The following is a 24,547-nucleotide window of genomic DNA, read 5'->3' as shown; positions in this document are numbered from 1 at the left end:
ATTATGATACTGTAGACAGGAAAGGAGTGCTAAGATGAAATCTTCACAATCCCAGTCTCGTTCCTACAATCAATTTTCGGTCCATCAACTTGCTGAAGCAATTTTCAGTGTCAACCGCCATGCAAAATCAGCTACAAATCCGAAATATTTATATTGGTTAAAAAAGACAGCTTTAGAACGATTAATTTCAGAAAAGCAAGCTACGAAAGAAGGTTTACACTTTTCCAAAAACCCACGCTTTAGTCAGCAACAATCTGACGTTCTTGTACGAGCAGGTAATTATTACTTCCATATTCCTCCTACGAAAGATGATTTTCGTAACCTTCCACATCTCGGTAGCCTTGATTGTGCATATCGAAATCCAAAAACATATCTATCCTTAACATCTGCTAAAAAAATGCTCCAGCAGTATATTGGGGAAGAAGCATTTCAACAAGAAAAAAAATTAAACGAATCCATTCCTTGGTATCGTCGTACTTACACAAAAAAATAAAGAAGCTTTGGCCAAAACGGCCAAAGCTTCTTTATTTTTTGTCTTCTTTTATTTTAATGTTTGCTTGCTTATAAAATGACAATTTTTCTTGATTATATTGTTTTGTATATTCATTAAATTTATTTTTTGGAGACTCGATATCTTGATAAGATTGATTTACCGCTTTTACTTTCTCACTAATCGCTTTTAATTTTTCATCTTGTGCTTGCAGCATCGTATACAATTCTTTTTCTAATTTTAATGATTTTTTATAGCTATCATACATCTTGTTAAAAGCATCATAACGGCCTTTATACGCATCTTGTACTTTCTTTGCTTGTTCTTGCAGTTTTTTATCTTCAAGTTCTTTTATGTATTTATCAACATCTTTTGTTTCTTCTTGCGCTTTATCTAATACTTCTTTCTCTTTATCTAATACTTTTTCACGATCTGCATCATTTTTTATAGCTTGATCTAATTTCTCTTTTACCACTTGATTGTTATCTTTTCCATCCTTTACAATCTGGTTGTACAGTTCTTGTCCTTGCTTTTCTAATGTCTCCAATGTTTTCGCATCTTCAAACATTGTTTTTTCCTGTTTTGCAGCATTCTCAAATGCTACGTATAGCTCTTCTTCCGGTTTAGGTCCGAAGCAACCTGCAAGTAAACTCATTGATATAACTGCTACTAGTGCCACCTTTTTATATTTCAACTTCAATTCCTCCTATTTTATATGCGATTATCATGCCAGAAATTTAATGGAAAATGCTCTGCTTCATCGTATACTTCGAATTCATACCCCTTTTTACGAAGTTCATCAATGATTGTTTGTAAAGCTTGCACGGTTTGCTTTTTCTCATGCATTAAAACAACTTCTCGTTCTTTATTAACGTGTGAGACAACATTTTGGGTTACTCCATTTGGATTTCCTGGTAATTTCCAGTCTAAAGAATCTACAGTCCAATCCCATTCTTTCATGCCAGCAGATGTCATTTGATCACGCAACGCTTGAGTAAGTCCCGGCATACTTCCATATGGACAGCGAACAAGGTTTGGATGAATACCAGTTACTTCTTTCATAATATCTTGTGCTTGTTTCATTTCTTCGACAAATTTGCCTTCTTTATACAGCTTTGTATAATTATGCGTCATACTATGAACACCCGGATAATGTCCCTCTTTTACTAAGCGCTTCACACTCTCTTTATAGGCTGGAATATTTCCACCAATCATAAAGAATGTTCCTTTTATATCATTTTTCTTTAAAATATCTAAAATTTCCTTTTGAAATTCACTTGGTCCATCATCAAATGTTAAATATACTACTTTACGCACTTGACCATTATATTTTTCAGGCGCTACTTTTTTCATTTCTACTTTTGTCTGTTCACTTGCAAACTGAACGGAATTTTCTTGATTTGCAACTGCTTTTGCAGGAGAGGTAATTGATTGAAACAGAAAAAATCCTGCTGCCACAGCACAAATTGCTATAACAACAATAACCAACCGCTTAATTATTGTAGAGCGGTGGTTCGTAACGTCTACCATTCTATCATTCCCTTTCTATCTTTCTATCTCTCTATCTCTATTTGTTCCATTTTACACAGTACAAAGGAATCGATGCAATATTTTCCGATTATTCTCTAATTGTCTTCAAAAGGAAAAGTGTAGAGATCTTTCCAACTCTACACTTTTAATGAGAAATCATTGTGCAAAATGTACTGACACATCCATCGTTAATTATATGATGATTAACCATATTTTTAAAGGGATTTGTTACAAAACACACAAATATTGTAACAAAAATGAAAAAAATGTTTCGAAATAATAATGTTATAATTCCACTTGCTGCATATCTCTATTTTGAAATAATCGCATTTGTGCTAGTTCTAATAGCACTTCAAATGAGTCTCCTCTAATGGATATGTTGCTCCACCAAATATAAATGTGATGTGTACAATATCATATTGCAACACTTTTGTTAAATTTTTAGTTATTCGATTCATTAGTGTTGATTGTTCGTGCCCTTTATCTGCTGCAGTAATTACATATTTATTTTCTTCCCAGCATGTTATAACATCACTTTTTCGAACTGTCTACACCAATGTTTGTTCTACTTTTAGAACTATTTGTTCTAGTTTTGGTTCTAAAACACTAACCTTTAGTTCCTCCCAATTTCTAATAGAAAACAAATATATACTAACTTTACCTACTTCTCTTTGTGATAAAGCTACTAATTTTTCAAAAAACTCCCCGAAAATTCTCTACTTTTTAAACCTTGTATTCTATTTTTCACTTCTTGTTTTTTATCATAACGATGACCGACATAGTAACTTAGTATCATCTGCACAACATAAATTCCAGCTGTAACATATAATGCTTTCGTATCTAATTTTGTTAATATATTTTGCATGGCAATCCATTCTGTAATTGCCATAGTGTTACCAAACAATAAACCGCTAATTTTCCCTTTATATTCCATCTATTACCTCCTTTCTATTATTATATGTTTCTACATAGCTGATGTTTTTTTATTCAATAAAAAATATATGCACAATTTTCCAATAAGCTTGTATTCCTTTTCTTCCTATTTTCATATAAATATTATATAAAACATATAACAGAAGGAGAGATTTATCATGAAACCAGGGAATATATCAGATATTCTCCGTTTTCTTACTGGCTTTCTCTTATCATTAAAATTATTATTTGAATCATTTGGCTTAAGCTTCATTTCAAATGAACAAATCGATGCAATTATCAATGTTTCCTCTTTTTTATTTATCTTATACTTCGGATACAAAAATAACTATTTAGGAAAAAAAGGAATTGAACAAAAAGAACTTCTTAAAAAGCATAACCTTCACTAATAAAATGAAACTTCCATCAGTGGGGGTCTTTTTCATCCCCCACTAATGGTTAATTGAACCAATCGGGCGCATGCCAGCAGTTATCCCCCACCTATCTTCTTTGTTTCTCTCTAAATCTTGAGGTGGGATAAAATTAAAAAAGCTATTTCAACAAAAGAAGAAGGAAATTATCCATTATATATGGATGATTTCCTTCTTCTTTTGTCTTTACTTATATAAAGCGATATTCAATTACTTAAAATAAATTCTTTTTGGTAGTCTCCTATTCCATAATTTCTTTTTATCGTTTTATCAGCAGGGCCTGCTTTGTTTGCAACGGTCCATACACTTGTTGGTTATGTTGAAATGTATACGTAGCGCGAAGAGGTAAAGAAGGTGATATATTGTTACGCTCAGCCTTTACTTGCAATACTAAACATGCCTTTTCTTTGGGCGACAAATTATCAATGCGCCAACGAACAAGTTGAAAAAGAAATTCGTTTTCCCCATTATTAGACGTTAATGTATTTGGTATATATGATAATTGATCTCTAATCATATGACTTACGCATATACGAGAAACAGCTTCTTTCCCTTTATTATCCACTTCAATTTGAATCACAATTATATCTTGAAGTTCATAATAAATAGTGTCTGAAAACGAAGACTGTTGTTTCATATTACACACCGTAAGCGTTACTTCTATTTGAGGAGTGTATTGCTTATAAGCTAAATCCTTGTCATTGCCCCCTGACCATAAAGAAGGTTGTATACACAAAGAAAACTTATCTCGATTTTCTAATTCCCCCCAGTATTTCACCATACAAATTCACCCCACTCTAATATTAAATATATAATTTTCACACTCTCTACTTTTTCTTCGCGGCCTCCGACAAAAACTTAGCCTTTTTATATCCTTTACTTTATATAGTATTCGATAAACGAAAGAAAAAATCATTCTAAAAAAGCTGCACATCATGTACAGCTTTACTGATAAAGTTTCATGTATTCTTTTATCTTATACTAACAGTGGCATATGAAAAACTTTCCTATTGATAAAATTTTCACTTTATATATTGTTTCTCATTCTAGTATTTTTTAATTTGCTTTATATTGTATAACAACACATAAACAGTTCTCTGTCCTCTCTAATTCTTATAAGTAAGCTCCATGTCCTTTCGTCACTTCCTATATTATGAATCATTTTCAATAATATGTTTTAAAAAAATATTTTACATTTCTGCATTTCTACAGTTTTTATAATAAGTAACCAATAGCATATTTTTTCACATATATACCCACTAAATAATTTATATGTATATGTTTGTGATCTTTGACTAAAAAGTACATATGTACGACAAAATAATTTTGCCGAAAAAAATTTATTTATCATTTGGTCAAATTTGACTATAATATAATTTATTGTTGATATACAAAGGAGGGTTATGCTTGGAGGAACAAATAACTCAAAAGCAAGCAAGTAACACAAAATTGGTTGTAACAGGATTGCTACTGGGAATACTACTGGCAGCAATGGATAACACAATTGTTGCTACTGCAATGCCTACTATTGTAGGTGATTTAGGCGGCTTTGATAAATTTGTATGGGTCACTTCTGCCTATATGGTAGCTACAATGGCCGGAATGCCTATCTTCGGAAAACTATCAGATATGTACGGACGTAAACGTTTTTACATAGGAGGATTACTTCTCTTTCTAACTGGTTCAATACTTTGCGGCACTGCATCTAGCATTGAACAATTAAGTGTATACCGTGCAATTCAAGGAATTGGCGGCGGTGCTCTTATGCCAATCGCATTTACAATTATGTATGATATTTTCCCAGCAGAAAAACGCGGTAAAATGACAGGACTATTTGGAGCTGTTTTTGGAACGTCAAGTGTGTTTGGACCGCTGTTAGGTGCTTATATTACTGACTATATTAACTGGCACTGGGTATTTTATATTAATATTCCATTAGGGATTATCTCGCTCTTTTTAATTACAAAATACTATAAAGAATCTTTACAATATAGTAAACAAAAAATTGATTGGGCAGGTGCTGTTACTTTAATTATTGGTATTGTTTGCCTCATGTTTGCTTTAGAACTCGGAGGTAAACAGTATGCTTGGGATTCAAATGTAATTGTGAGCTTATTTGCTACGTTTGCTATTATGATGATTATCTTTTTCTTTATTGAACGAAAAGTGGAAGAACCTATTATTTCTTTCCATTTATTCAGAAAACGTTTATTTGCAGCAAGTCAAGGCGTTGCCTTCTTATACGGTGCAACATTTATTATTTGTACAGTGTACATTCCACTTTTCATCCAAGGCGTTCTTGGTGGATCCGCAGCAAATGCTGGATTAATTTTAACACCGATGATGGTAGGGTCTGTTATTGGAAGCCAAATAGGTGGACAGTTATCAACTCGTACAAGTTACCGTAACATTATGATGATCTCTGGTATTTTCTTTATTCTTGGTATGTATTTATTAAGTACTTTAACAGTCGATACGTCACGTACAATGATTACAGTCTTTATGATTTTAGCTGGATTTGGCGTCGGGTTTTCCTTCTCTGTCTTAAGTATGGCTTCTATTCATAATTTAAGTATAAGAGAACGAGGTTCTGCGACATCAACAAATTCTTTCTTCCGTTCACTTGGTATGACACTTGGTGTAACAATTTTTGGTACGATTCAAAATCATGTATTTACAGATCAACTAAAATCTGTTTTCCCGCCAGAACTAGCAAAGATGGCTCCAAAAGGCGGCGATACAAGTTTCTTATTATCTCCAAATGCGACTGAGAAAATACCGCCACAAATTTTAGATGGTATTAAACATGCACTAGCAACCTCTATCGCTGACACATTTTTATGGGCACTTATTCCTGCAGCCCTTAGCATTATATGCATCTTATTAATGGGAAAAGAGCGACTAATTGTACCAACAAACAAGAAACAAAAACAAGTTAGTTAACATTCTTCTCTCCCTCTCCTTGATGAAGAGGAGAATATACTTATTTTAGTAGTTTAATGCTATTGGAGTTGAAGCAAGATGAGCATGAAATTAGTCATTCTTGGTTTACTTCTTGAAGGAGAGAAACACCCTTACGAAGTGCAACACATTATGAAAGAAAGACAAATGGATTGTTATATTAAATATGCAAAGGGGTCTTTATATTACGCCTTCGAGCAGCTAGAAAAACAGGAAGCTATCGCTGTTACGCATATCATACGTGATACAAATCGTCCGGATAAAACAATTTATCATATTACAGAAAAAGGAAAAGGACTTTTTCATACTCTTTTACTCGAACAATTTCAAGCGAAAAATCATATATATAAACCAATCTATACCGGGCTTTCTTTCAGTCATTTCGGTGGCAATCAATGCATTGTGCCGATTCTTAAAAAGAAAATTGAAGAAACACAGACATTTATAACAACGATGCAAAGCATATATATAAATAATAAAACTAGCATTCCTCGTGCACAGCTTTATATTTTGGAAAATGTTATTGATCATGCTTCTGTTGAATTTCGTTGGCTGAAACAACTTTATAAAGACGCACTAGAAGGAAAACTTTCAGAAATCCATACAGGGTTAGATAATTAAACATCGAAACAGTCACCCAGGAGTGACTGTTTTTTGTATTCATGAAAATGGATTTTCTTAAGCGTTTTTTTCCTTTTTTCTTTTTTGTAACCTCTTCCCCTTTTCATTACAATACGAATATATAAAGTGAAACTTCCATCAGTGGGGGTCTTACTGCCCGCAAATAGCGGGATAAAGGAGGTGACACCTTATGAAGGATAATTTAATTAAACAATATGGATTTTCTGTATACTACCATTCTTATTTACAAAAACAAATCTTATACATACTAATTCTTCGCAGTGAAATTGCTTTTCAATCTCATACATTACATCCAAATGAACAACTAGAACTACTCTCCTATGACCGCTTACTCTTTCATCATGCTCACGATATATATAACCGTATACAGTCTCACTACTATAACCTCTCCCATACATACCCATCATCACATTGGTGGTGGCATTTAGAAAATTTTTCATGTTAGTGCAATTAAATGGTGGTTTTAAATTTTTGAAATATTCATTTTTTAAAATAGTAGACAAAATTTAAAATATTATGTTAGAATTTGTTTCAATATCATATACGCTAGTTACATTCCTTTCCAAAAGGAGATAGGTACACGAAAAGATTTATTTCGTGTTTAAAAGGGAAGTTTGGTGAAAATCCAGCGCGGTCCCGCCACTGTAAGTGCAGAGATTTCTTTCGATATACCACTGTGAAAACGGGAAGGTGATAGAAATCGCTGATGCATGAGCCAGGAGACCTGCCTATTTTAACGGCACTGATAGACTCACGGATGATGAGGAGGTGTTTTTAACGAAAGAGGAGCATTTTCTTCTTCTATGTCTACTTTTCGTTAAAGGCATTTCCGAGTAAACGGAAATGCTTACTTATATTTAGGGAGGAAATCACAATGACAATTCAAACAAGTAACTTAGGGTATCCGCGAATTGAATCACATCGCGAATGGAAAAAAGCTTTAGAAGCTTTTTGGGCAAACAAAGTGGATGAACAACAATTTTTGAAACAAATGAAAGAGATTCGCCTTCAACATGTAAAAGTACAACAAGAAAAGGGAATCGATCTCATCCCAATTGGTGATTTTACATATTATGATCATGTCCTTGATACAGCATGTATGCTCGGATTTATCCCATCACGTTTTTCAAAGTATACATCGGAGCTTGACGTATACTTTGGTATGGCACGCGGTTCAAAAGATCACGTTGCTTGTGAAATGACGAAATGGTTTAATACAAATTATCATTATATCGTTCCAGAATATGAGGAAGGTTTACATATTTCTCTTAAAGAGAATCGTCCACTTCGTTTATATGAAGAAGCAAAACAAGAACTAGGCGTTGATGGTAAACCTGTAATATTAGGGCCATATACGTTTTTAAGCTTAGCAAAGGGTTATAAAAAAGAACATTTTACAAACATTTTACAAAAATTAATACAGCCATACATTCAATTGCTACAAGAATTACAAGACGCTGGCGTACGCTGGGTTCAAATTGATGAACCAATCTTTACATCCCTATCAAAACAAGAAATTGGTATAGCAAAAGAATTATATGAAACGATTCGTAAAGCTGTTCCAAATATATCTATTATGCTGCAAACGTATTTTGATAGTATAGAAGAAAACTATGAAGAGATTATTTCATTCCCGGTCACTGGTATTGGACTTGATTTTGTACACGGTAAAGAAGGTAATTTGCGCGCCCTGCTACAACATGGATTCCCTTCCAATAAAGTATTAGGTGTTGGCTGTATAGATGGCCGTAACATTTGGAGAGCAAACCTGGATGAAATCCTTTCTCTTTTCCATACATTACAAGAAACTATACAACCAAAAGAATGGATTGTACAACCGTCTTGTAGTTTACTTCATACACCTGTTGACAAGACAACTGAAACGCACCTTGTAAGCGAATTATACGATGTGCTTGCTTTTGCAAATCAAAAATTAGAAGAACTTACTATTTTACAAAAAGCTCTCGTTCATGGAACAGAAAGTATTTCTGATGAATTACAAACATACCGAAGTGTTCACGAAACAATTCGCACTTCAGCAGCTCGTAATCGCAAAGATGTACACTCTACACTATCAGCATTACAAGAAGAAGACTTTTCTCGTCCTCTTTCATTTGAAGATCGCTACAATTTACAACAAAAAGCTCTGAATCTACCATTACTTCCAACAACAACAATCGGTAGCTTCCCGCAAACGCAAGAAGTTCGTCAAACTAGAAAACAATGGCGTAGCGGTGACATCTCAAATGAGCAGTACGAACGATTTATTGAAGAAGAAACAAAAAAATGGATTCAATATCAAGAAGAAATTGGTCTTGATGTTCTCGTTCATGGCGAATTTGAGCGAACAGATATGGTAGAATATTTCGGCGAAAAACTTGCTGGTTTCTCCTTTACGAAAAATGGCTGGGTACAATCATACGGTTCTCGCTGTGTGAAACCTCCTGTTATTTATGGTGACGTTGCGTTTATTGATGGTATGACAGTAAAAGAAACAGTATTTGCACAAAGTTGTACCAATAAAGTTGTCAAAGGTATGCTAACTGGTCCTGTGACAATTTTAAATTGGTCTTTCGTTCGTAACGATATTCCAAGAAAAGAAGTTGCTTATCAAATCGCACTGGCACTTCGTCATGAAATTAACTTACTTGAATCATCTGGTATTCGTGTTATTCAAGTTGATGAACCTGCACTGCGCGAAGGAATGCCGTTAAAAGAGAAAGATTGGGACACATATTTAACATGGGCCGTCCAAGCATTCCGCCTTTCTACTTCTTCAGTAGAAAACGAAACACAAATTCATACTCATATGTGTTATAGTAACTTTGAAGATATCGTTGAAGCAATCCGTCAGCTTGATGCAGATGTTATCTCTATTGAAACATCAAGAAGTCATGGGGAGTTTATCAATACATTAAGAGAAAATCCATATGAAAAGGGAATTGGCCTTGGTGTATATGATATTCATAGTCCACGTGTTCCAAGTATAGATGAAATGTATGTAATTGTAGAACAATCATTAAAGGTGTGCGATCCAAAATATTTCTGGATTAATCCAGATTGCGGCTTAAAAACAAGAAAAACAGAAGAAGTTATTCCTGCATTAGAACATATGGTAAAGGCGGCTGTAAAAGCTCGCCAACTTTTGCAAACAAATGCACGATAATAAAGTGAAACTTTCATCAGTGGGGTTTTCTTCATCCCCCACTGATGGTTAGTTGAACCAATCGGGTACATGCTAGCAGTAAGCCCCCTCGATTTTCTCTGAATTTCGGTGAGGGGGGGCTTACTGCCCGTTAATACGGGATAAAAATTAGAAAACTACTGCCCTTTGGACAGTAGTTTTCTAATTTTATTAAAAGAACACTAACCTACTTCATAGAACACTGGAAAACCTACTCTGCATTCATAATTAATCATATACTTGTGCACAAAAAAACCACTACACCAACGTAATAACTAGTTCTCTTCAAAAAACAATTCATATCTTATCTTATACAAGGCATCTACTGAAGGTTCTTCTAGGGGAATTGCTTGCACAGTCACTATATACTCTCCTGACGGAACAAGAAAATGAAGTTGATTTGCTAGCACGCTGCTTATAAACACACCTTCTTGTAACACTGTGAATGGAGCTGATACCGTTCGTATTGCTTCTTTTTTTTCTACAAATTTCTGAGTAAATACCATTACTTCACACGTATAATCAGATAAGGCCTCAAATATAATTGTTCCTTCAGCCTCAGCATAGCCTCTTTCAAAATCTTTATCCGTCCAATCTACATGCGGAGATGTCATACCTTGATTCATTACTATCAATTGTGCATAAGAAATTGTTAACTCCACTCTTTTCACTCCTTTTTCTATTAAGTGATGCGAAGCAATATATTATTTCACAACAAATTTCACACGTGTTCCATCTGGGTATTGATCTAACTTATTACCAACCCATGAACCAGCACCTCGATTATCTGCGGGATTAATATATTCAATGTGCGCTCCTTTTCCACCTTCTTTACACATCGCCATCGGCCATTCATCACGGTCATAGCCTTTTTTGGGCGGGTATGGAGCTAGCGATTGTTTCCTTCTATCCGCAGCTCCATTTCGATCAATTGTACAAATGTTAGAATGCCCTTCTTGTATTGCGTTTGCAATATGTTTTCCTGTTTCTGGATATCGTTCTTTCGGAAACTCAAGAATTTGGTCGTACGATACCTCTTTCTTGTTCTCTGATGCTGGTGTTATCAGAACTTTGTATACTCCAATTAATACAGACAGAATTGCAATGATTGTAATCAAAATGCCTTTTACTTGTTTCATCCAGCTTACATCCTCCATTTTCTTCCTCTCTTTCTTTCATTATAACAAACTTCATATTCTTATGTTTTCAGACATTATTCTATATTCCTAGCTTCTTTTCCATCAATAACATGCCATTTTGTGCAACTTTTCACTAAACATGTAGAAAACTTTCAACCTTCCGACATTTTTTTTCAAAGGAAGTATAAAACAAAAAATGGAATTGGTATACATGATACTTTTTAGGGAGGAAATGTCATGAGCGGAACATATAAAACAAAAGATGTCACAAATAAAACGGGAATCCCCAAAAATATGGTTCGTAAATATAGCCAACTTTTAGAACAACATGGCTATTTTATTGATAAAACTGCTGAATCTCGCACGTATAAAATGGATGATTTACGACTATTAAAAATGATTCACGAACGAGCTGCTACATTGGAAGAAGATATTATGGAAACGATTTCATTTATACTAAAAGAAGAAGAGTCTCCACCCGATTCTCCTACTATTGTAAAAGAAAATAAAGACCTGCAACTCAAAGAGCAAAGCCTGAAATTTGAAGAATTTATGCACAAGTTAGATATGCTTGCTCAATTAAACGAAGCAATTATTCATCAAAATTCTACCCTTATTACACAGAATCGTTTAAAAGACGAAAAGCTAAATGAATTAATGCACCAAGTATATGTAAAAGAATCAAAACAAGAGGAAATGCTACAAAATCTTGTAGATCACGCAGCAGAAACTGATGCGCTGCAAAAAGAAAAAATGGATTTACTTATGAATCATATGTATAAACGTGAATCCAAACAAGAAGAAAAAATGAACAAACTTATGAACCAAGTTTATAATAAAGAAAGCAATCGCGATGCTCAGCTTATGCAAGTTATTCGAGAAATTCAAGAAACAAAACGATTAGTTGCTGCTTCACAAGAACAAAGTTTATTTAAATCGTTTAAAAGTCTATTCATTCGATTTAAATCTGAAAAAACGGGAGAAATGAACAAATAAAAGTTACCGTACCTCGGTAACTTTTACTTTTTATGTACTATGTTTTGCACCGCAGCTGGTAAAGTAATAATTGCTTCCGTTCCTTTACCTATTTCACTTTTATATACAAGTGTACCATTATGAGCTTGTAAGATACTAAATGTAACCATTAATCCAAGTCCTGTCCCCTTTTCTTTCAATGAATAATAGGGTTGTCCAAGTCTCTCTAACTGCTCTTTTGTCATCCCAACACCGCTATCTTTGACACGAATAACAATAGATTCATCTTTTTGCAATGCAGTCACTTTTAAATACCCTTTATTTTCTTGAATTGCTTCAATGCCATTTTTTACAACATTCATAATCGCTTGTTTTAATTTTGTTTTGTCACCTATCGTATATAAATTCTCTGCAATTTCAACCTGTAGATATACACCTCGCATTGCAGCAAAGGAAGACATTAACGTCGTCATTTCAATAAGCTGTGCTGATAAACAAATATGTTCTTTCTTATCGATTTGCGGCCGAGCTAAATTTAAATAGTCTGAAATAATCTGTTCTGCCCGGTCTAATTCGGCCAAAACAAGACGCATGTATTCTTTATTCTTAAAATCTTCTGTACCTTCTAACAATTGAATAAATCCACGCACAACTGTAAGTGGATTACGAACTTCATGGGCCACGCTTGCTGCTAACTCGCTGACAATATTTAATTTCTCAGACTTTTGCATTTCTGTTCGTAACATTGCATTTTCATATAAATACTCTGTTAAATACACTTGGAATGTCATCGTCATAATCATAATAAAAGAGGCAAATATGTATTCGCTATACAAATAAGACATCATTGGCGTAAAGCCCTTTCCTAACAACAAACCAAATATTTCAAATCCTAAAGAAATGAGTGTATAAAAAGATGCCAACATAAAAGATAAAACAATTTTTTTATTTTTCGGAAACGCACTCCATTTTTTAGACAATAAAAAAGGGATAACAGAGATACAAATAATTTCTAATAACCGAAACCAGCTTAAACCATTCAGAAATCCATCGTATAAAATAGCCATTACAGCCGGAATCATACCAACTGAACCACCATACAAAAATGCACTAATTATTGGAATTTGATGGAAATCGTAATTACAGGTTTCCCCAACACAAATTGGATATGTCATTGAAAGGATAAGCGTAATTGTTGATAATAATACAATAAAGTAGCGATTGGGCTTTTGAAGCATGCTTTGATAGCGATTTAAACGAATTGCTTCATACAAAAATAACGGCAAAATGATGATAGCAACTTGAATTATTAAATCACGGATAAGTCCCATCCCCTCATCCCCTATATTCATTTTGATACGATTATACCATTTTATTGGCAAATTTGTTTTATTTTTTAGATTATTCTTAATATTTCTGTAAACATTTTGTGGAAATTAATTCACAAATGTTACAACTTTTCAAAATGATTGTAAACCATGTATCAAATTGTCTCTGTACAAGATACAATAAATACAGGTTAAGAAATCGATTGGGGGAAAATAAAATGACAGGAACTGCGCTCGTCTTAAACGAGGAAAATCTTGTTGTACTAGAAAATGTTGAGAAATCGGTGTATAAAACATTACAAGAGCAAACAGGTACAAACAATTGTGCATGCTCTATAAACAACTCAGTAATACATCTAGGAAAAGTTTCTTCCGTTCTTTGGAGTGAAGACGAAATCGATTGGGAATACGGTTATTAAACAAAAGGTCGCTTTTTAAGCGACCTTTTTTATTTGTAGCTTTTCAAAGCGATTGTATGATAAATATGATACAATAAAAAGAAATTTTGCAACGGAAGAAAGGGAGACAACATGGAACAATTTATTAATCCACGTGTAAAGGATATTCAAATTTCTGGAATCCGACAATTTTCTAACATGATTCAAAATTATGATGATCTTATTTCATTAACCATTGGACAACCTGATTTCCCAACTCCTTCTTTAGTGAAAGAAGCTGCTAAGCGTGCTATTGTAGAAAATTTTACAAGTTATACGCATAATGCGGGTTTGTTACAGCTTCGACAAGCTGCTTGTGATTTTTTAAAAGAACGCTATGATTTAGTATATTCTCCGGAAGATGAAACAATTGTAACCATCGGGGCAAGTGAAGCAATCGATATTGCCTTTCGTACGATTTTGGAAGAAGGAACTGAAGTAATCTTACCCGCCCCTGTCTACCCAGGTTATGAACCTATTATTCGTCTATGCGGTGCAAAACCTGTTTTTGTAGACGTCCGTGACACAGGATTCCGCTTAACAGCAAAAGCAATCGAAAACGCAATTACAAACAAAACCCGTTGCATCGTATTACCATATCCATCAAATCCAACTGGTGTAACATTATCAGAAGAAGAACTCAAAGAGATCGTTTCAGTATTAAAGGATAAAAATATTTTTGTTCTTTCCGACGAAATTTACAGCGAACTTGTATACGAGAATAAACATATATCTATTGCAAATTTTCCAGAAATGCGAAATAAAACGATTGTAATTAACGGTTTATCAAAATCTCACTCTATGACAGGATGGCGCATTGGTTTTTTATTTGCACCAAACTTTTTAGCTAGTCAAATTTTAAAAGTCCATCAATACAATGTTACATGTGCAACTTCAATTGCTCAGTATGCAGCAATTGAAGCATTAACAGCAGCAAAGGACGCCCCCCGTATGATGCGTCATCAATACAAAAAGCGTCTCGATTATGTATACAACCGTCTTGTACAAATGGGATTAACTGTTGAAAAGCCAACAGGAGCGTTTTATCTATTCCCTTATATCGGGAATTTAAACTCCTCTTCTTTTGATTTCGCAATTGAACTTGTGAAAGAAGCTAAACTTGCAGTTGTTCCAGGTTCAGCATTTTCCGAGTACGGTGAAGGGTACATTCGTATTTCTTATGCTTATAGTATGGAAATGCTGAAAGAAGGCTGTGACCGTTTAGAAACGTTTATACAACAAAAAAACTAAGAGGAATACCCTTTCCCCTTAGTTTTTTTGCATTTATACTATCTTTTTTTCTCTTTCCAACCATCTCTTATGATAAAAAAACCAAATAATCCAACTGTTATCCAGCCAACTAATGTCACCACATATTGAATGAAATTGATTAGTCCATCTAATGCATAAATAGAGAAATAATGAAAACCTGTTGTTAATGATTGGTCCATTACCCCAGCAAGTACTGTCCATAACCAACCAACAATAACCGCAAAGAAATACTTCATTGATTTATCCATCTTCTTCACCTCCTATATATTATTGTATGTTTACCATACAACTTAGCTCTGGGTGAGAAGACTACCTTTATAAATATTTCATTTTATAATTTGTTTAAATTAATCTTATCTATACAATACAATCTTAGATTCTACTTCAATATTTCATTGCATGTTTGACGTTTCATCAATTTATGAGGAATGATAATACACTTTGGTGAAGTTTCACAATGTTCAACTTTATCAACTAAATATCTCGCTGCTTCGTAGCCCAACTGAAAAATATTTACATCGACTGTTGTTAATGGTGGATTTGCTATTTCAGATAATAATACGTTATTAAAACTAACAATAGAGATATCTTTTGGCACGGAAATTCCCTTTTCTGATAAAGTACTTAATACACCTAATCCAATTAAATCATCCGTTGCAATAATAGCTGTTGGCTGTGCATCAAGTGTCATAAGTTCTTCTACCGCTTTTTGACCACTTTCTCGTAAAAAACTAAGATTTAAAACATACTCAGCTGGCAAAGAAATATCAGCTAATTTTAATGCGTCTGCCATTCCAGCGAGGCGATCTTTTGTAACGAGTAGATCCGAATCACCACCGATAAAAGCAATTCGTTTATGTCCAAGTGAAATTAAATATTCTGTTACTTCTCGTGCGGCTGCATAGTTATCATTATCGATATATGTAATCTCTTCTTTTCGTTCATATGGTTTCCCAATGAGAACAAATGGGAAATTTTGACTGTGTAAATATTCTAAAATACGGTCATTCATACGGGAATATAAAAGAATAATGCCACCGATTTGCCTTCCTTGCACCATTTTCACAACACCATTAAAAATCTCTTCTTCCGTTTCTCCAGTTGACATATACAATGAATATTCTTCTCCATGTGCAAATGAGCTAATTCCTCGAATAACTTCTGGGAAAAATGGATTTTGAAACGCTTTACTCGCAGAGCTTGGCATAACAAGTCCAATCGTTTTTGTTGTTTGATTTGCAAGACTTCTCGCATTTAAATTCGGGTGATATCCTAATTCAGCCATCACTTTACGAACGCGTCGTTTTGTTTTCTCACTAATGCTCGGGTTATCAGCAATTACACGTGAAACCGTAGAAGGAGCAACATTTGCTTTTTTTGCCACGTCTTTAATTGTAACTGTCATAAATTTGTTCCTCCTCTCTTTTTTATCTACATGATTTATACAAGTTACCTCTATTTTTATCCCGCTATTGGCGACAGTAAGCCCCCCACTAATGGAAGTTTCACTTTATTCCATTCATAAAAATTTCTATTAATGTAAATCTATATCTATATTCTCCCTCTTCATGTATTGTAAGGGATAGAACCTTATTTTCCTATACTATATACTATTTTTTTAAAAATTACCCTGTTCTTATGTTACATAAACCGATATTCCAATTAAAAAAGATAAATGGGACATAAAGTCCCATTTATCCCTTCGTTCCCCCAGCTGTTAAACCAGAAATAAAGTATTTTTGCAAAGATAAAAATAAAATTGAAATTGGTATCGCAATCAATACCGACCCTGCTGCAAAGGTTGTAAACTCATTACCGAATTTTTTCGCTACCATTTCGTATAATCCAACGGCTAATGTATAATTTTCTGGTGTACGCAAAATAATACTCGCTAAAATAAAATCAGTAAATGGACCGATAAAGGTAAACAGCGCTACAACCGCAATAATTGGCTTTGCCAAGGGCATAATAATTTGCCAAAAGATACGAAAATGCCCTGCTCCGTCCATACGGGCTGACTCGTCTAATTCTTTTGGAATTGTATCAAAGTATCCTTTCATAAGCCACGTATTCATTGGAATTGCACCGCCAACATAAATTAAAATTAATGCTAGATGTGTATCAATTAATCCTGTCAGCTGTGCTAATATATACAATGCAATTAATGCTGAAAAGTTTGGAACCATTTGAAGAATTAAAAACGTTAGTAACCCATTCTTTCTTCCGACAAAACGATATCTCGAAAAAGCATATGCTGTAAAACTAATTGACAATACAGAGAAAATCATTGTCAAAACACTAACTTTCAACGTATTTTTATACCAAAGTACATAGTTACTTTGTGAAAGATCCAATAGTTTTCTGTAATGATCCAGCGTTGCGTTTTTAGGAATTATACTTGATCCCGACAAACTATCTCCAGGGTTAAACGAGGAGCCTATAATCCATAATAATGGATAGAAAATAATAATACACATAATGAAAATTACGAAATAACTTAATGAAAGACGTAACATCTTCTGTCGTTTTATATTCATTTACATCATATCCTCTTCTTGGAATGATTTTGTTCTTTTAAATTGCCATAAAGCAACTGAAATAACTATTACCGATAAAATCATCGTTAGTGCTGCTGCTTTTCCATATTGAGCTGATGTCATCGTTAATTTATAAATCCAAGAAATTAAAATATCCGTTCCACCTGCATTTTGTCCCGCTACAGCTGGACCACCACCATTAAACAGATAAATAATACTGAAATTATTAAAGTTGAATGTATATTGCGTAATTAAAATAGGAGCAGTCGCATATAAAACGAGTGGCAATGTAATTTTACGAAATTGTTGCCAAGCTGTCGCACCGTCTACCGTAGCAGCTTCATACAATTCACCTGGAATCGATTGCAGTATACCTGTCGTCATCGCAAAAATAAAGGGAAATCCGAGCCATGTTTGAATAAAAATTAAAGCGATTTTCGACCAAAATGGATCTGTCATCCAAGCAATGTTTTCGATTCCAAATAGAGTTAACACTTGATTATTAATTGCTCCAAATGATTCATTAAACATGCCAGCAAATACGAGAATAGATACAAACGCTGGAACAGCCCATGGTAAAATAAAGATTGTACGAATTACCGCTTTTCCTTTAATACTCGGTTGATTTACTAAAATTGCTAAGAAAATACCAAGCGCAACTTGTAATGTCGTTGCGACGAAGGTCCAAATCACAGTCCAAGAAAATACACTTACAAATGTGTCTCGCCACATTGGCAATGTAAAAATATCAACAAAGTTTTTAAACCCAGCCCACTCTACAAGTTTTGCAGGAGGCGAATGATATAAGTCATAATTTGTAAATCCAATTAATAGGACGAAAATAATCGGAAGTACAACAACAAAAATTAATAGAAGAAAACCTGGTGAAACCATCAAATAGGGAAAACCTTGATCTAATAAATGATGGTATTGTTCTTTCACAGAATTTAGTGGTATTCCTACATCACGCTTTTTCCCGTTTTGATACGCATCATATAAATTAAAGGCATATACACCTAGTCCAAATGCAATAACGATAATTGCTAAAATACCTTTTACTAATAGAAAAATAGAGTGATCACGAGGAACTTCTGCACCGAGCGTTACAATTCCCCACAACCCGATATTTAACAAATCAGCAAATGCTACAAAAAACGAACAAGTTAATACTAGAAAAATGATACCTTTTACATATTGTTTATTGTACAGTTGACCAATACCTGGAATAATAGACAACGCTGCCGCTGTTTTTCGGTGTTTTGAACCGTTTACTGCATGTGTTGGTTCAAAGGATGTTTGCATAGTTCTTCCCCCTTTTTTCTTCCCCTTGGAAGGAGGAGAATTCGTGCCTCTTGTTTTACAAAAGACACGAATTCTATATTATTTTTTCTTACTATGATTTGCTTCAATGTTTCCTTTAATTTGTTTCACAGCCTCATCAAGTGCCGCTTTTGGTTCTTGTTTGCCTGTTACAACTAATTGCAGCGCATCACCAGCTGGCTTCCAAACTTCTTGCATTTCTGGAATATTCGGCATTGGAATACCATTTTCGGCTTGTGTCACTACTGCTTTTGCAGCTTCGTTATTTTTAATAATTGGATCTTCCATAACTGATTTCACTGGCGGAATTTCTTTTGTTTTTTCAAAACGAATTTTTGCATTTTCTTCATTTGTCACCCAATCAGTGAATTTTGTTGCCAAATCTTTGTTTTTTGAGAAGCTTGTTACATGCCATCCTTTTACACCAACAAATGTTTTCATCGGCTGGCCATTTGGTAATTTTGGCATTGGAGCTACACCATAATCAATTCCTGCTTTTTCCATTGCCTGGAATGCCCATGGACCATTCATAATAGAAGCAGCTTTTCCTTCATTAAATAATCCATCTGCAGCTGGTCCGCCAGACTCACCGATAATTCCTTCTGGAAATAGTTTTTCTTTATACCATTTTTGAATATATTCTGCACCTTGTACTGCACCGCTATTATTTAATCCAATATCAGCTACATTTGGTTGTCCGTCTTTCTCACCAAATACATAACCGCCCATACCAGCCATAAATGCATTCGCAAAATAGAAGTTATCTCCTAATGCTAAAAATCCATATTTTCCGTCCTTCGTAAATCCTTTTGAAAAATTAAATAGTTCATCCATCGTTTCTGGTGCTTTTGGCATTAATTTTTTATTGTAAATGAATACAGGTGTTTCAATCGCTTTCGGTAAACCATATAATTTCCCATCATATGTTTGCGCTTTCAGTGACAAATCAGTAAACTTATTTTTAACAGAATCATCCACTTTCATCTCAGAAAGTAACCCCTCTGTCGCTGCATCCCCAATTTGATCATGCGGTAATGTTACAACATCCGGCCCTGTACCAGCTGGACCATCAAGACGAAGTTTTTTTAATTGTTCTGTCATCTGAATCTCGACAACTTTTACTTTTACATTATATTTCTTTTCAAAACTTTTTACGGCTGGATCTAAACCAACACCTTTTTTCTGATCTTCCCAAACAAGAAGATCATAATCTTTCTTCTCCTTGCTCGCTTCCTTTTTCCCTGAATCTTTCGGTCCGCATGCCGATAACATACCAATTGCCAAAGCTGAAACCGTTAATAAAGATAACGCTTTTTTCTTCATCCCTTAATACCTCCCCAAATTATGTATATAGTACTCTAATCAATGAAAACGTTTGCAAATAATAGTTTAAAAGAAGCACAAACAACTTTTCAATCTATGAAAACGTTTGCGCTATTTATCTATTATTATACATACTTTTATATATTTTGCAAATATTATTTTTCAAAAAATTCATGCATTTATTCTTTATATTCATTGACTTTATATGGAATGCGTACTACTCTTATAAGCAATATTAAAAATATATAAAAAAGCAATCGTTTGCAATATATCTTTATTTAAAGAATTAGTAGAGGAGGTTTTTTATATGTTCAAAGAAGCAATATACCATAGGCCAAAAGATAATTACGCATACGCTCACAATGAAAAAACACTTCATATTCGGCTACGTACGAAAAAAAACGACGTAGATGTAGTATCCTTCATTTATGGCGACCCATATGAATGGCAAGAGGGCAAATGGTTAACAAAAAAAACGCCAATGAAAAAGAGTGGTTCGACAGATTTATTTGATTATTGGTTTGTATCAATTGAACCAAAATTTAAGCGTTTACGATACGGATTCGAACTGAAAAGCAGCACTGAAGCTGTCGTTTATACAGAAAGAGGCTTTTTCTCTGAAGCGCCTACTGACGACGTTGGCTATTACTTTTGCTTCCCATTTATACACGAAAAGGATATTTTTACGGCTCCACCATGGGTGAAAGATACAGTATGGTATCAAATTTTTCCAGAACGATTTGCCAATGGAGATTGTACATGTAATCCAGCAAACACTCTTCCTTGGGGCAGCGCAGATCCAACTGCAACAAATTTTTTTGGCGGGGATTTCATCGGCATTATGAATCACCTTGATTACCTTGTAGAACTTGGTATTTCCGGCATTTACTTTACTCCAATCTTTACGGCACAGTCTAATCATAAATATGACACGATTGACTATATGGAAATCGACCCTCAATTTGGGACAAAAGAAACATTTCAGAAGCTTGTGGCAGCATGCCATCAACGCGGTATAAAAATTATGCTAGATGCCGTTTTTAATCATAGCGGATACTTTTTCGATAAATTTCAAGATGTTCTCGAAAAAGGAGAACACTCTTCCTACAAAGACTGGTTTCATATTCATGAATTTCCAATTGTAACAGAACCTTTTCCTAATTATGATACATTCGCTTTTACACCGTATATGCCAAAACTAAATACAACTCATCCAGACGTAAAAGAATACTTACTAGAAGTAGGACGTTATTGGGTACGAGAGTTTCACATTGACGGCTGGCGACTTGATGTAGCGAATGAAGTGGATCATAGCTTTTGGCGTGAATTCCGCAGTGAAGTAAAGGCGATTAATCCTGATGTCTACATTTTAGGCGAAATTTGGCATGATGCTCTTCCATGGCTACAAGGCGATCAATTTGATGCCGTCATGAGTTATCCTGTTACAAATGCTCTTCTTTCTTATTTTGCAAATGAAACCATTCGGGCAAATGATTTTATGCATCAAATTACCGAATCTCTTCATTCATATTCCATGAATGTAAACGAAGCTGCTTTTCATCTACTAGACAGCCACGATACACCGCGAATTTTAACAACCTGTAAAGGCAATAAAGAAAAAGTAAAATTACTCTATGTATTCCAATTCTCTTTCATCGGTTCACCATGTATTTATTACGGTGATGAAATTGGAATGGACGGGGGAATGGACCCAGGTTGCCGAAAATGTATGATCTGGGATGAAGATAAACAAGATAAAGAATTATTTCAGCATATACAAACATTAATTTCATTGCGGAAACAATATAAAGCCTTTGGCGGGCACGGTTCATTTCAATGGATTGAAGCCAACAACAAACACAATTATATTTCTTATACAAAAACATACGGAAAAGAAACAATATTATTTGTTTTAAATCCAACAAATAATGAAATTACAGCTCCGATACCTTTTCGTATTGGTGGTAAAAAAATTGTAAATCTGTATACAAAAGAAGAGTTTTCCGCTGAAACAAACTCATTACTAGTTACACTTCCACCATATGGATTTTCCATTTTAACATGGTAAAGCTTAAAAGCCTTGTATAGAAAACAAGGCTTTTACTTTATACCAACATATCCCTCATCGTTACTTGTCATTCTAATTGAAAAACAAGAGAGACCTGTCTCCAAGCCTCTCTAATGTCTACTTACATATTTCTCATTTCAATTTATACGCCCGCGTTTCATAAGGCTGTAAAATAATATTTTCAATTGATTCATCCTGCACATCATAATTGTGTATCAATAAATCTACATTACTGTACGCTATCTCCTCCGATAATTCAAATACACATGAATCCTCAGTAAAGTTTGCAATGACAAGTAATTTCTCATCTTTCCATGTTCTTACGTAAGCAAAAATAGATGGATGGTCTTCTAAAATTAAATCATATGTACCATACACAATTATTTCGTGCTTTTTACGAAGTTCAATCAATTTCTTATAATAATGAAAAATAGAATTTGAATCATGTAATGCCTGCTTCGCATTAATTTCTTTATAATTAGGATTTACTTGGACCCACGGCTTCCCTGATGTAAATCCAGCATGTTCACTGTCTTCCCATTGCATCGGTGTCCGAGCATTATCGCGTCCTTTAGCATAAATAGATTGCATCACCATTTCGTGATTTTCACCACGCTCACTTACTTTTTCATGGTACATATTCAACGTTTCAATATCACGGTATTCATCAATTGAAGCAAATTGGACATTTGTCATTCCAATCTCTTCTCCTTGATAAATGTAAGGAGTTCCTTTCATCATATGAAGTACCGTCGCTAACATTTTCGCTGACGGAATACGATAAGTTTTATCGTTACCAAAGCGAGAGACAACACGCGGTTGATCATGATTGTTCCAATACAAACTATTCCATCCTGTATGTTCTAATGCTTTTTGCCACTTTGTTAAGTTCTCCTTTAATACAACAAGCGAACATGGCTTTACATCCCATTTACCATTCTCTCCAGAATCTAAATCCATATGTTCAAACTGAAATACCATCTGTAATTCCTGACGATCTTCAGCTGTATAAAGCTTCGCCTCTTCCGTTGTTACACCAGGCATTTCACCAACTGTCATAATATCATATTGAGATAACACTTCTTGATTCATTTCATGTAAATACGTATGAATATTAGGTCCATTCATAAAATATTGATGACCCGATACATATCCCTCTGCTTCTGTATTCACAGCTGGTAATCCCTCTACTTTTGAAATAAAGTTAATGACATCCATTCGAAAGCCGTCAATCCCTTTGTCCAGCCAAAATTTCATCATCTCATAAATCCCTTTGCGCACATGTTCATTATCCCAATTTAAATCTGGTTGCTTTTTTGAAAATAAATGTAAGTAATATTCATCTGTTGTGTCATCATACTCCCAAGCAGATCCACTAAAAGCAGCTCCCCAGTTATTTGGCTCTTTTCCACTTTTTCCTTTACGCCAAATATAGTAATCTCGATATGGATTATCCTTTGACTTCCGGGATTCAACAAACCAATTATGTTCATCTGAAGTATGATTGACAACTAAGTCCATCATTAATTTCATATTACGTTTATGCATTTCATCCAACAATTCATCCCAATCATTCATCGTCCCAAACTCATCCATAATCTTACGATAATTACTAATATCATAACCGTTATCATCGTTTGGAGATTCATAAACTGGTGATAACCAAATTACATCTATCCCTAGTTCTTGTAAATAATCAAGCTTTGAAATAATTCCGCGAAGATCACCAACTCCATCACCATTACTATCCATAAAGCTACGCGGATAAATTTGATATACAACACTTTCTTTCCACCATTGTTTCTCCATCATGCTACCCCATTTCATTATTTAATCGCAAAACAGGCGCAAACGTTTTCATTAGTGAATGATAACAGATTTTAAATAAAATGAAAACAATGCTTACATTTTTTGTATGATCTAAAAAATATAGTTAGAGCTCTTTTAATATTAAAAACACACTATTTTTGTGTATATTTTCTTAAATTTATGAAAACG

At 34.2% G+C, this 24,547-nt stretch carries 23 protein-coding genes and 1 riboswitch; of the genes, 10 read left to right on the top strand and 13 right to left on the bottom strand.

The genetic code is table 11. The annotated features are described in order from the left end of the window. Positions 1-34: 34 nt before the first annotated feature. Complete coding sequence (locus tag LRP84_RS00850; RefSeq protein WP_230573342.1) at positions 35-493, top strand: YkyB family protein; 459 nt, start codon at positions 35-37, stop codon at positions 491-493. A 31-nt stretch (positions 494-524) separates the two neighbouring features. On the opposite strand, the gene LRP84_RS00845 is transcribed toward LRP84_RS00850, so the two are convergent. From LRP84_RS00845 to LRP84_RS00835, 3 genes are all read right to left on the bottom strand, one after another. After that, positions 525-1,145 (bottom strand): YkyA family protein, encoded by a 621-nt coding sequence (locus LRP84_RS00845; RefSeq protein ID WP_230573565.1) that lies wholly within the window; start codon positions 1,143-1,145, stop codon positions 525-527. 56 nt (positions 1,146-1,201) lie between these two features. Continuing rightward, positions 1,202-2,020, bottom strand: a complete 819-nt coding sequence (locus LRP84_RS00840; protein WP_230573341.1) for a peptidoglycan-N-acetylglucosamine deacetylase — start codon at positions 2,018-2,020, stop codon at positions 1,202-1,204. Positions 2,021-2,705: 685 nt separating this feature from the next. Next, complete coding sequence (locus tag LRP84_RS00835; RefSeq protein ID WP_230573340.1) at positions 2,706-2,954, bottom strand: hypothetical protein; 249 nt, start codon at positions 2,952-2,954, stop codon at positions 2,706-2,708. A gap of 157 nt (positions 2,955-3,111) precedes the next feature. On the opposite strand from LRP84_RS00835, the gene LRP84_RS00830 reads away from it, so the two are divergent. Continuing rightward, a complete protein-coding gene (locus LRP84_RS00830; protein WP_437438753.1) occupies positions 3,112-3,342 on the top strand; it encodes a phage holin in 231 nt (76 codons plus the stop codon). A 280-nt stretch (positions 3,343-3,622) separates the two neighbouring features. Here LRP84_RS00830 and LRP84_RS00825 read toward each other — a convergent pair whose 3' ends face one another. Continuing rightward, complete coding sequence (locus LRP84_RS00825) at positions 3,623-4,144, bottom strand: hypothetical protein (RefSeq protein ID WP_230573339.1); 522 nt, start codon at positions 4,142-4,144, stop codon at positions 3,623-3,625. Between the two features lie 626 nt (positions 4,145-4,770). Between LRP84_RS00825 and LRP84_RS00820 the strand changes: the two genes are divergently transcribed. From LRP84_RS00820 to metE, 4 genes are all read left to right on the top strand, one after another. After that, a complete protein-coding gene (locus LRP84_RS00820) occupies positions 4,771-6,306 on the top strand; it encodes an MDR family MFS transporter (protein ID WP_230573338.1) in 1,536 nt (511 codons plus the stop codon). A gap of 78 nt (positions 6,307-6,384) precedes the next feature. Further along, entirely contained in the window at positions 6,385-6,945 is a 561-nt protein-coding gene (locus LRP84_RS00815) for a PadR family transcriptional regulator (protein ID WP_230573337.1), read from the top strand. A gap of 190 nt (positions 6,946-7,135) precedes the next feature. Beyond that, positions 7,136-7,411: a hypothetical protein gene (locus LRP84_RS00810; RefSeq protein WP_230573336.1), complete on the top strand. Its 276-nt coding sequence runs from the start codon at positions 7,136-7,138 to the stop codon at positions 7,409-7,411. A 112-nt stretch (positions 7,412-7,523) separates the two neighbouring features. Then, positions 7,524-7,712, top strand: a riboswitch (cobalamin riboswitch). A gap of 128 nt (positions 7,713-7,840) precedes the next feature. Continuing rightward, a complete protein-coding gene (gene metE, locus LRP84_RS00805; protein ID WP_230573335.1) occupies positions 7,841-10,132 on the top strand; it encodes a 5-methyltetrahydropteroyltriglutamate--homocysteine S-methyltransferase in 2,292 nt (763 codons plus the stop codon). A 293-nt stretch (positions 10,133-10,425) separates the two neighbouring features. On the opposite strand, the gene comJ is transcribed toward metE, so the two are convergent. Further along, positions 10,426-10,812: a competence protein ComJ gene (gene comJ, locus LRP84_RS00800; protein ID WP_230573334.1), complete on the bottom strand. Its 387-nt coding sequence runs from the start codon at positions 10,810-10,812 to the stop codon at positions 10,426-10,428. A 42-nt stretch (positions 10,813-10,854) separates the two neighbouring features. Beyond that, the gene (locus LRP84_RS00795; protein WP_098305741.1) at positions 10,855-11,289 is read right to left on the bottom strand and encodes a NucA/NucB deoxyribonuclease domain-containing protein; all 435 of its coding nucleotides are present in this window, start codon (positions 11,287-11,289) and stop codon (positions 10,855-10,857) included. A 237-nt stretch (positions 11,290-11,526) separates the two neighbouring features. Here LRP84_RS00795 and LRP84_RS00790 point away from each other — a divergent pair, with 237 nt between their 5' ends. Beyond that, positions 11,527-12,285, top strand: coding sequence for a DUF3967 domain-containing protein (locus LRP84_RS00790; protein WP_230573333.1), 759 nt, complete (start codon positions 11,527-11,529; stop codon positions 12,283-12,285). Between the two features lie 23 nt (positions 12,286-12,308). Here LRP84_RS00790 and LRP84_RS00785 read toward each other — a convergent pair whose 3' ends face one another. Further along, complete coding sequence (locus LRP84_RS00785) at positions 12,309-13,595, bottom strand: sensor histidine kinase (protein ID WP_230573332.1); 1,287 nt, start codon at positions 13,593-13,595, stop codon at positions 12,309-12,311. Between the two features lie 215 nt (positions 13,596-13,810). On the opposite strand from LRP84_RS00785, the gene LRP84_RS00780 reads away from it, so the two are divergent. Together LRP84_RS00780 and LRP84_RS00775 are read left to right on the top strand one after the other, a co-directional pair. After that, positions 13,811-14,011, top strand: coding sequence for a protein YkzT (locus tag LRP84_RS00780; RefSeq protein ID WP_230573331.1), 201 nt, complete (start codon positions 13,811-13,813; stop codon positions 14,009-14,011). A gap of 111 nt (positions 14,012-14,122) precedes the next feature. Then, the gene (locus LRP84_RS00775) at positions 14,123-15,280 is read left to right on the top strand and encodes an aminotransferase A (RefSeq protein WP_230573330.1); all 1,158 of its coding nucleotides are present in this window, start codon (positions 14,123-14,125) and stop codon (positions 15,278-15,280) included. A gap of 38 nt (positions 15,281-15,318) precedes the next feature. Here LRP84_RS00775 and LRP84_RS00770 read toward each other — a convergent pair whose 3' ends face one another. The 5 genes from LRP84_RS00770 to LRP84_RS00750 all read right to left on the bottom strand — a co-directional run bounded on the left by LRP84_RS00770 (position 15,319) and on the right by LRP84_RS00750 (position 20,481). Beyond that, entirely contained in the window at positions 15,319-15,549 is a 231-nt protein-coding gene (locus tag LRP84_RS00770; RefSeq protein WP_230573329.1) for a hypothetical protein, read from the bottom strand. 131 nt (positions 15,550-15,680) lie between these two features. Further along, positions 15,681-16,706, bottom strand: coding sequence for a LacI family DNA-binding transcriptional regulator (locus tag LRP84_RS00765; RefSeq protein WP_230573328.1), 1,026 nt, complete (start codon positions 16,704-16,706; stop codon positions 15,681-15,683). Positions 16,707-16,995: 289 nt separating this feature from the next. Next, positions 16,996-17,838, bottom strand: coding sequence for a maltosaccharide ABC transporter permease MalD (malD, locus tag LRP84_RS00760; RefSeq protein ID WP_098305755.1), 843 nt, complete (start codon positions 17,836-17,838; stop codon positions 16,996-16,998). Beyond that, on the bottom strand, positions 17,839-19,140 hold the full coding sequence (locus LRP84_RS00755) for a carbohydrate ABC transporter permease (protein ID WP_230573327.1): 1,302 nt from the start codon (positions 19,138-19,140) through the stop codon (positions 17,839-17,841). A gap of 78 nt (positions 19,141-19,218) precedes the next feature. Continuing rightward, entirely contained in the window at positions 19,219-20,481 is a 1,263-nt protein-coding gene (locus LRP84_RS00750; protein WP_230573326.1) for an extracellular solute-binding protein, read from the bottom strand. Between the two features lie 307 nt (positions 20,482-20,788). Here LRP84_RS00750 and LRP84_RS00745 point away from each other — a divergent pair, with 307 nt between their 5' ends. Continuing rightward, positions 20,789-22,549, top strand: a complete 1,761-nt coding sequence (locus LRP84_RS00745) for an alpha-glycosidase (RefSeq protein WP_230573325.1) — start codon at positions 20,789-20,791, stop codon at positions 22,547-22,549. Between the two features lie 132 nt (positions 22,550-22,681). Here LRP84_RS00745 and LRP84_RS00740 read toward each other — a convergent pair whose 3' ends face one another. Then, complete coding sequence (locus LRP84_RS00740) at positions 22,682-24,376, bottom strand: glycoside hydrolase family 13 protein (protein ID WP_302850557.1); 1,695 nt, start codon at positions 24,374-24,376, stop codon at positions 22,682-22,684. Positions 24,377-24,547 lie beyond the last annotated feature (171 nt).

The organism is Bacillus rhizoplanae (assembly GCF_917563915.1).
GTDB classification, from domain to species: Bacteria; Bacillota; Bacilli; order Bacillales; family Bacillaceae_G; genus Bacillus_A; species Bacillus_A rhizoplanae.
This window is presented reverse-complemented; position numbering and strand designations above follow the sequence as displayed.

What these genes read in the sequence shown, in the direction of transcription:
- LRP84_RS00850 (WP_230573342.1), top strand. Translation starts at nt 35, where the DNA reads ATGAAATCTTCACAATCCCAGTCTCGTTCCTACAATCAATTTTCGGTC.
- LRP84_RS00845 (WP_230573565.1), bottom strand. Translation starts at nt 1,145, where the DNA reads ATGAGTTTACTTGCAGGTTGCTTCGGACCTAAACCGGAAGAAGAGCTA.
- LRP84_RS00840 (WP_230573341.1), bottom strand. Translation starts at nt 2,020, where the DNA reads ATGGTAGACGTTACGAACCACCGCTCTACAATAATTAAGCGGTTGGTT.
- LRP84_RS00835 (WP_230573340.1), bottom strand. Translation starts at nt 2,954, where the DNA reads ATGGAATATAAAGGGAAAATTAGCGGTTTATTGTTTGGTAACACTATG.
- LRP84_RS00830 (WP_437438753.1), top strand. Translation starts at nt 3,112, where the DNA reads ATGAAACCAGGGAATATATCAGATATTCTCCGTTTTCTTACTGGCTTT.
- LRP84_RS00825 (WP_230573339.1), bottom strand. Translation starts at nt 4,144, where the DNA reads ATGGTGAAATACTGGGGGGAATTAGAAAATCGAGATAAGTTTTCTTTG.
- LRP84_RS00815 (WP_230573337.1), top strand. Translation starts at nt 6,385, where the DNA reads ATGAGCATGAAATTAGTCATTCTTGGTTTACTTCTTGAAGGAGAGAAA.
- LRP84_RS00810 (WP_230573336.1), top strand. Translation starts at nt 7,136, where the DNA reads ATGAAGGATAATTTAATTAAACAATATGGATTTTCTGTATACTACCAT.
- metE (WP_230573335.1), top strand. Translation starts at nt 7,841, where the DNA reads ATGACAATTCAAACAAGTAACTTAGGGTATCCGCGAATTGAATCACAT.
- LRP84_RS00795 (WP_098305741.1), bottom strand. Translation starts at nt 11,289, where the DNA reads ATGAAACAAGTAAAAGGCATTTTGATTACAATCATTGCAATTCTGTCT.
- LRP84_RS00790 (WP_230573333.1), top strand. Translation starts at nt 11,527, where the DNA reads ATGAGCGGAACATATAAAACAAAAGATGTCACAAATAAAACGGGAATC.
- LRP84_RS00785 (WP_230573332.1), bottom strand. Translation starts at nt 13,595, where the DNA reads ATGGGACTTATCCGTGATTTAATAATTCAAGTTGCTATCATCATTTTG.
- LRP84_RS00780 (WP_230573331.1), top strand. Translation starts at nt 13,811, where the DNA reads ATGACAGGAACTGCGCTCGTCTTAAACGAGGAAAATCTTGTTGTACTA.
- LRP84_RS00775 (WP_230573330.1), top strand. Translation starts at nt 14,123, where the DNA reads ATGGAACAATTTATTAATCCACGTGTAAAGGATATTCAAATTTCTGGA.
- LRP84_RS00770 (WP_230573329.1), bottom strand. Translation starts at nt 15,549, where the DNA reads ATGGATAAATCAATGAAGTATTTCTTTGCGGTTATTGTTGGTTGGTTA.
- LRP84_RS00765 (WP_230573328.1), bottom strand. Translation starts at nt 16,706, where the DNA reads ATGACAGTTACAATTAAAGACGTGGCAAAAAAAGCAAATGTTGCTCCT.
- malD (WP_098305755.1), bottom strand. Translation starts at nt 17,838, where the DNA reads ATGAATATAAAACGACAGAAGATGTTACGTCTTTCATTAAGTTATTTC.
- LRP84_RS00755 (WP_230573327.1), bottom strand. Translation starts at nt 19,140, where the DNA reads ATGCAAACATCCTTTGAACCAACACATGCAGTAAACGGTTCAAAACAC.
- LRP84_RS00750 (WP_230573326.1), bottom strand. Translation starts at nt 20,481, where the DNA reads ATGAAGAAAAAAGCGTTATCTTTATTAACGGTTTCAGCTTTGGCAATT.
- LRP84_RS00745 (WP_230573325.1), top strand. Translation starts at nt 20,789, where the DNA reads ATGTTCAAAGAAGCAATATACCATAGGCCAAAAGATAATTACGCATAC.
- LRP84_RS00740 (WP_302850557.1), bottom strand. Translation starts at nt 24,376, where the DNA reads ATGAAATGGGGTAGCATGATGGAGAAACAATGGTGGAAAGAAAGTGTT.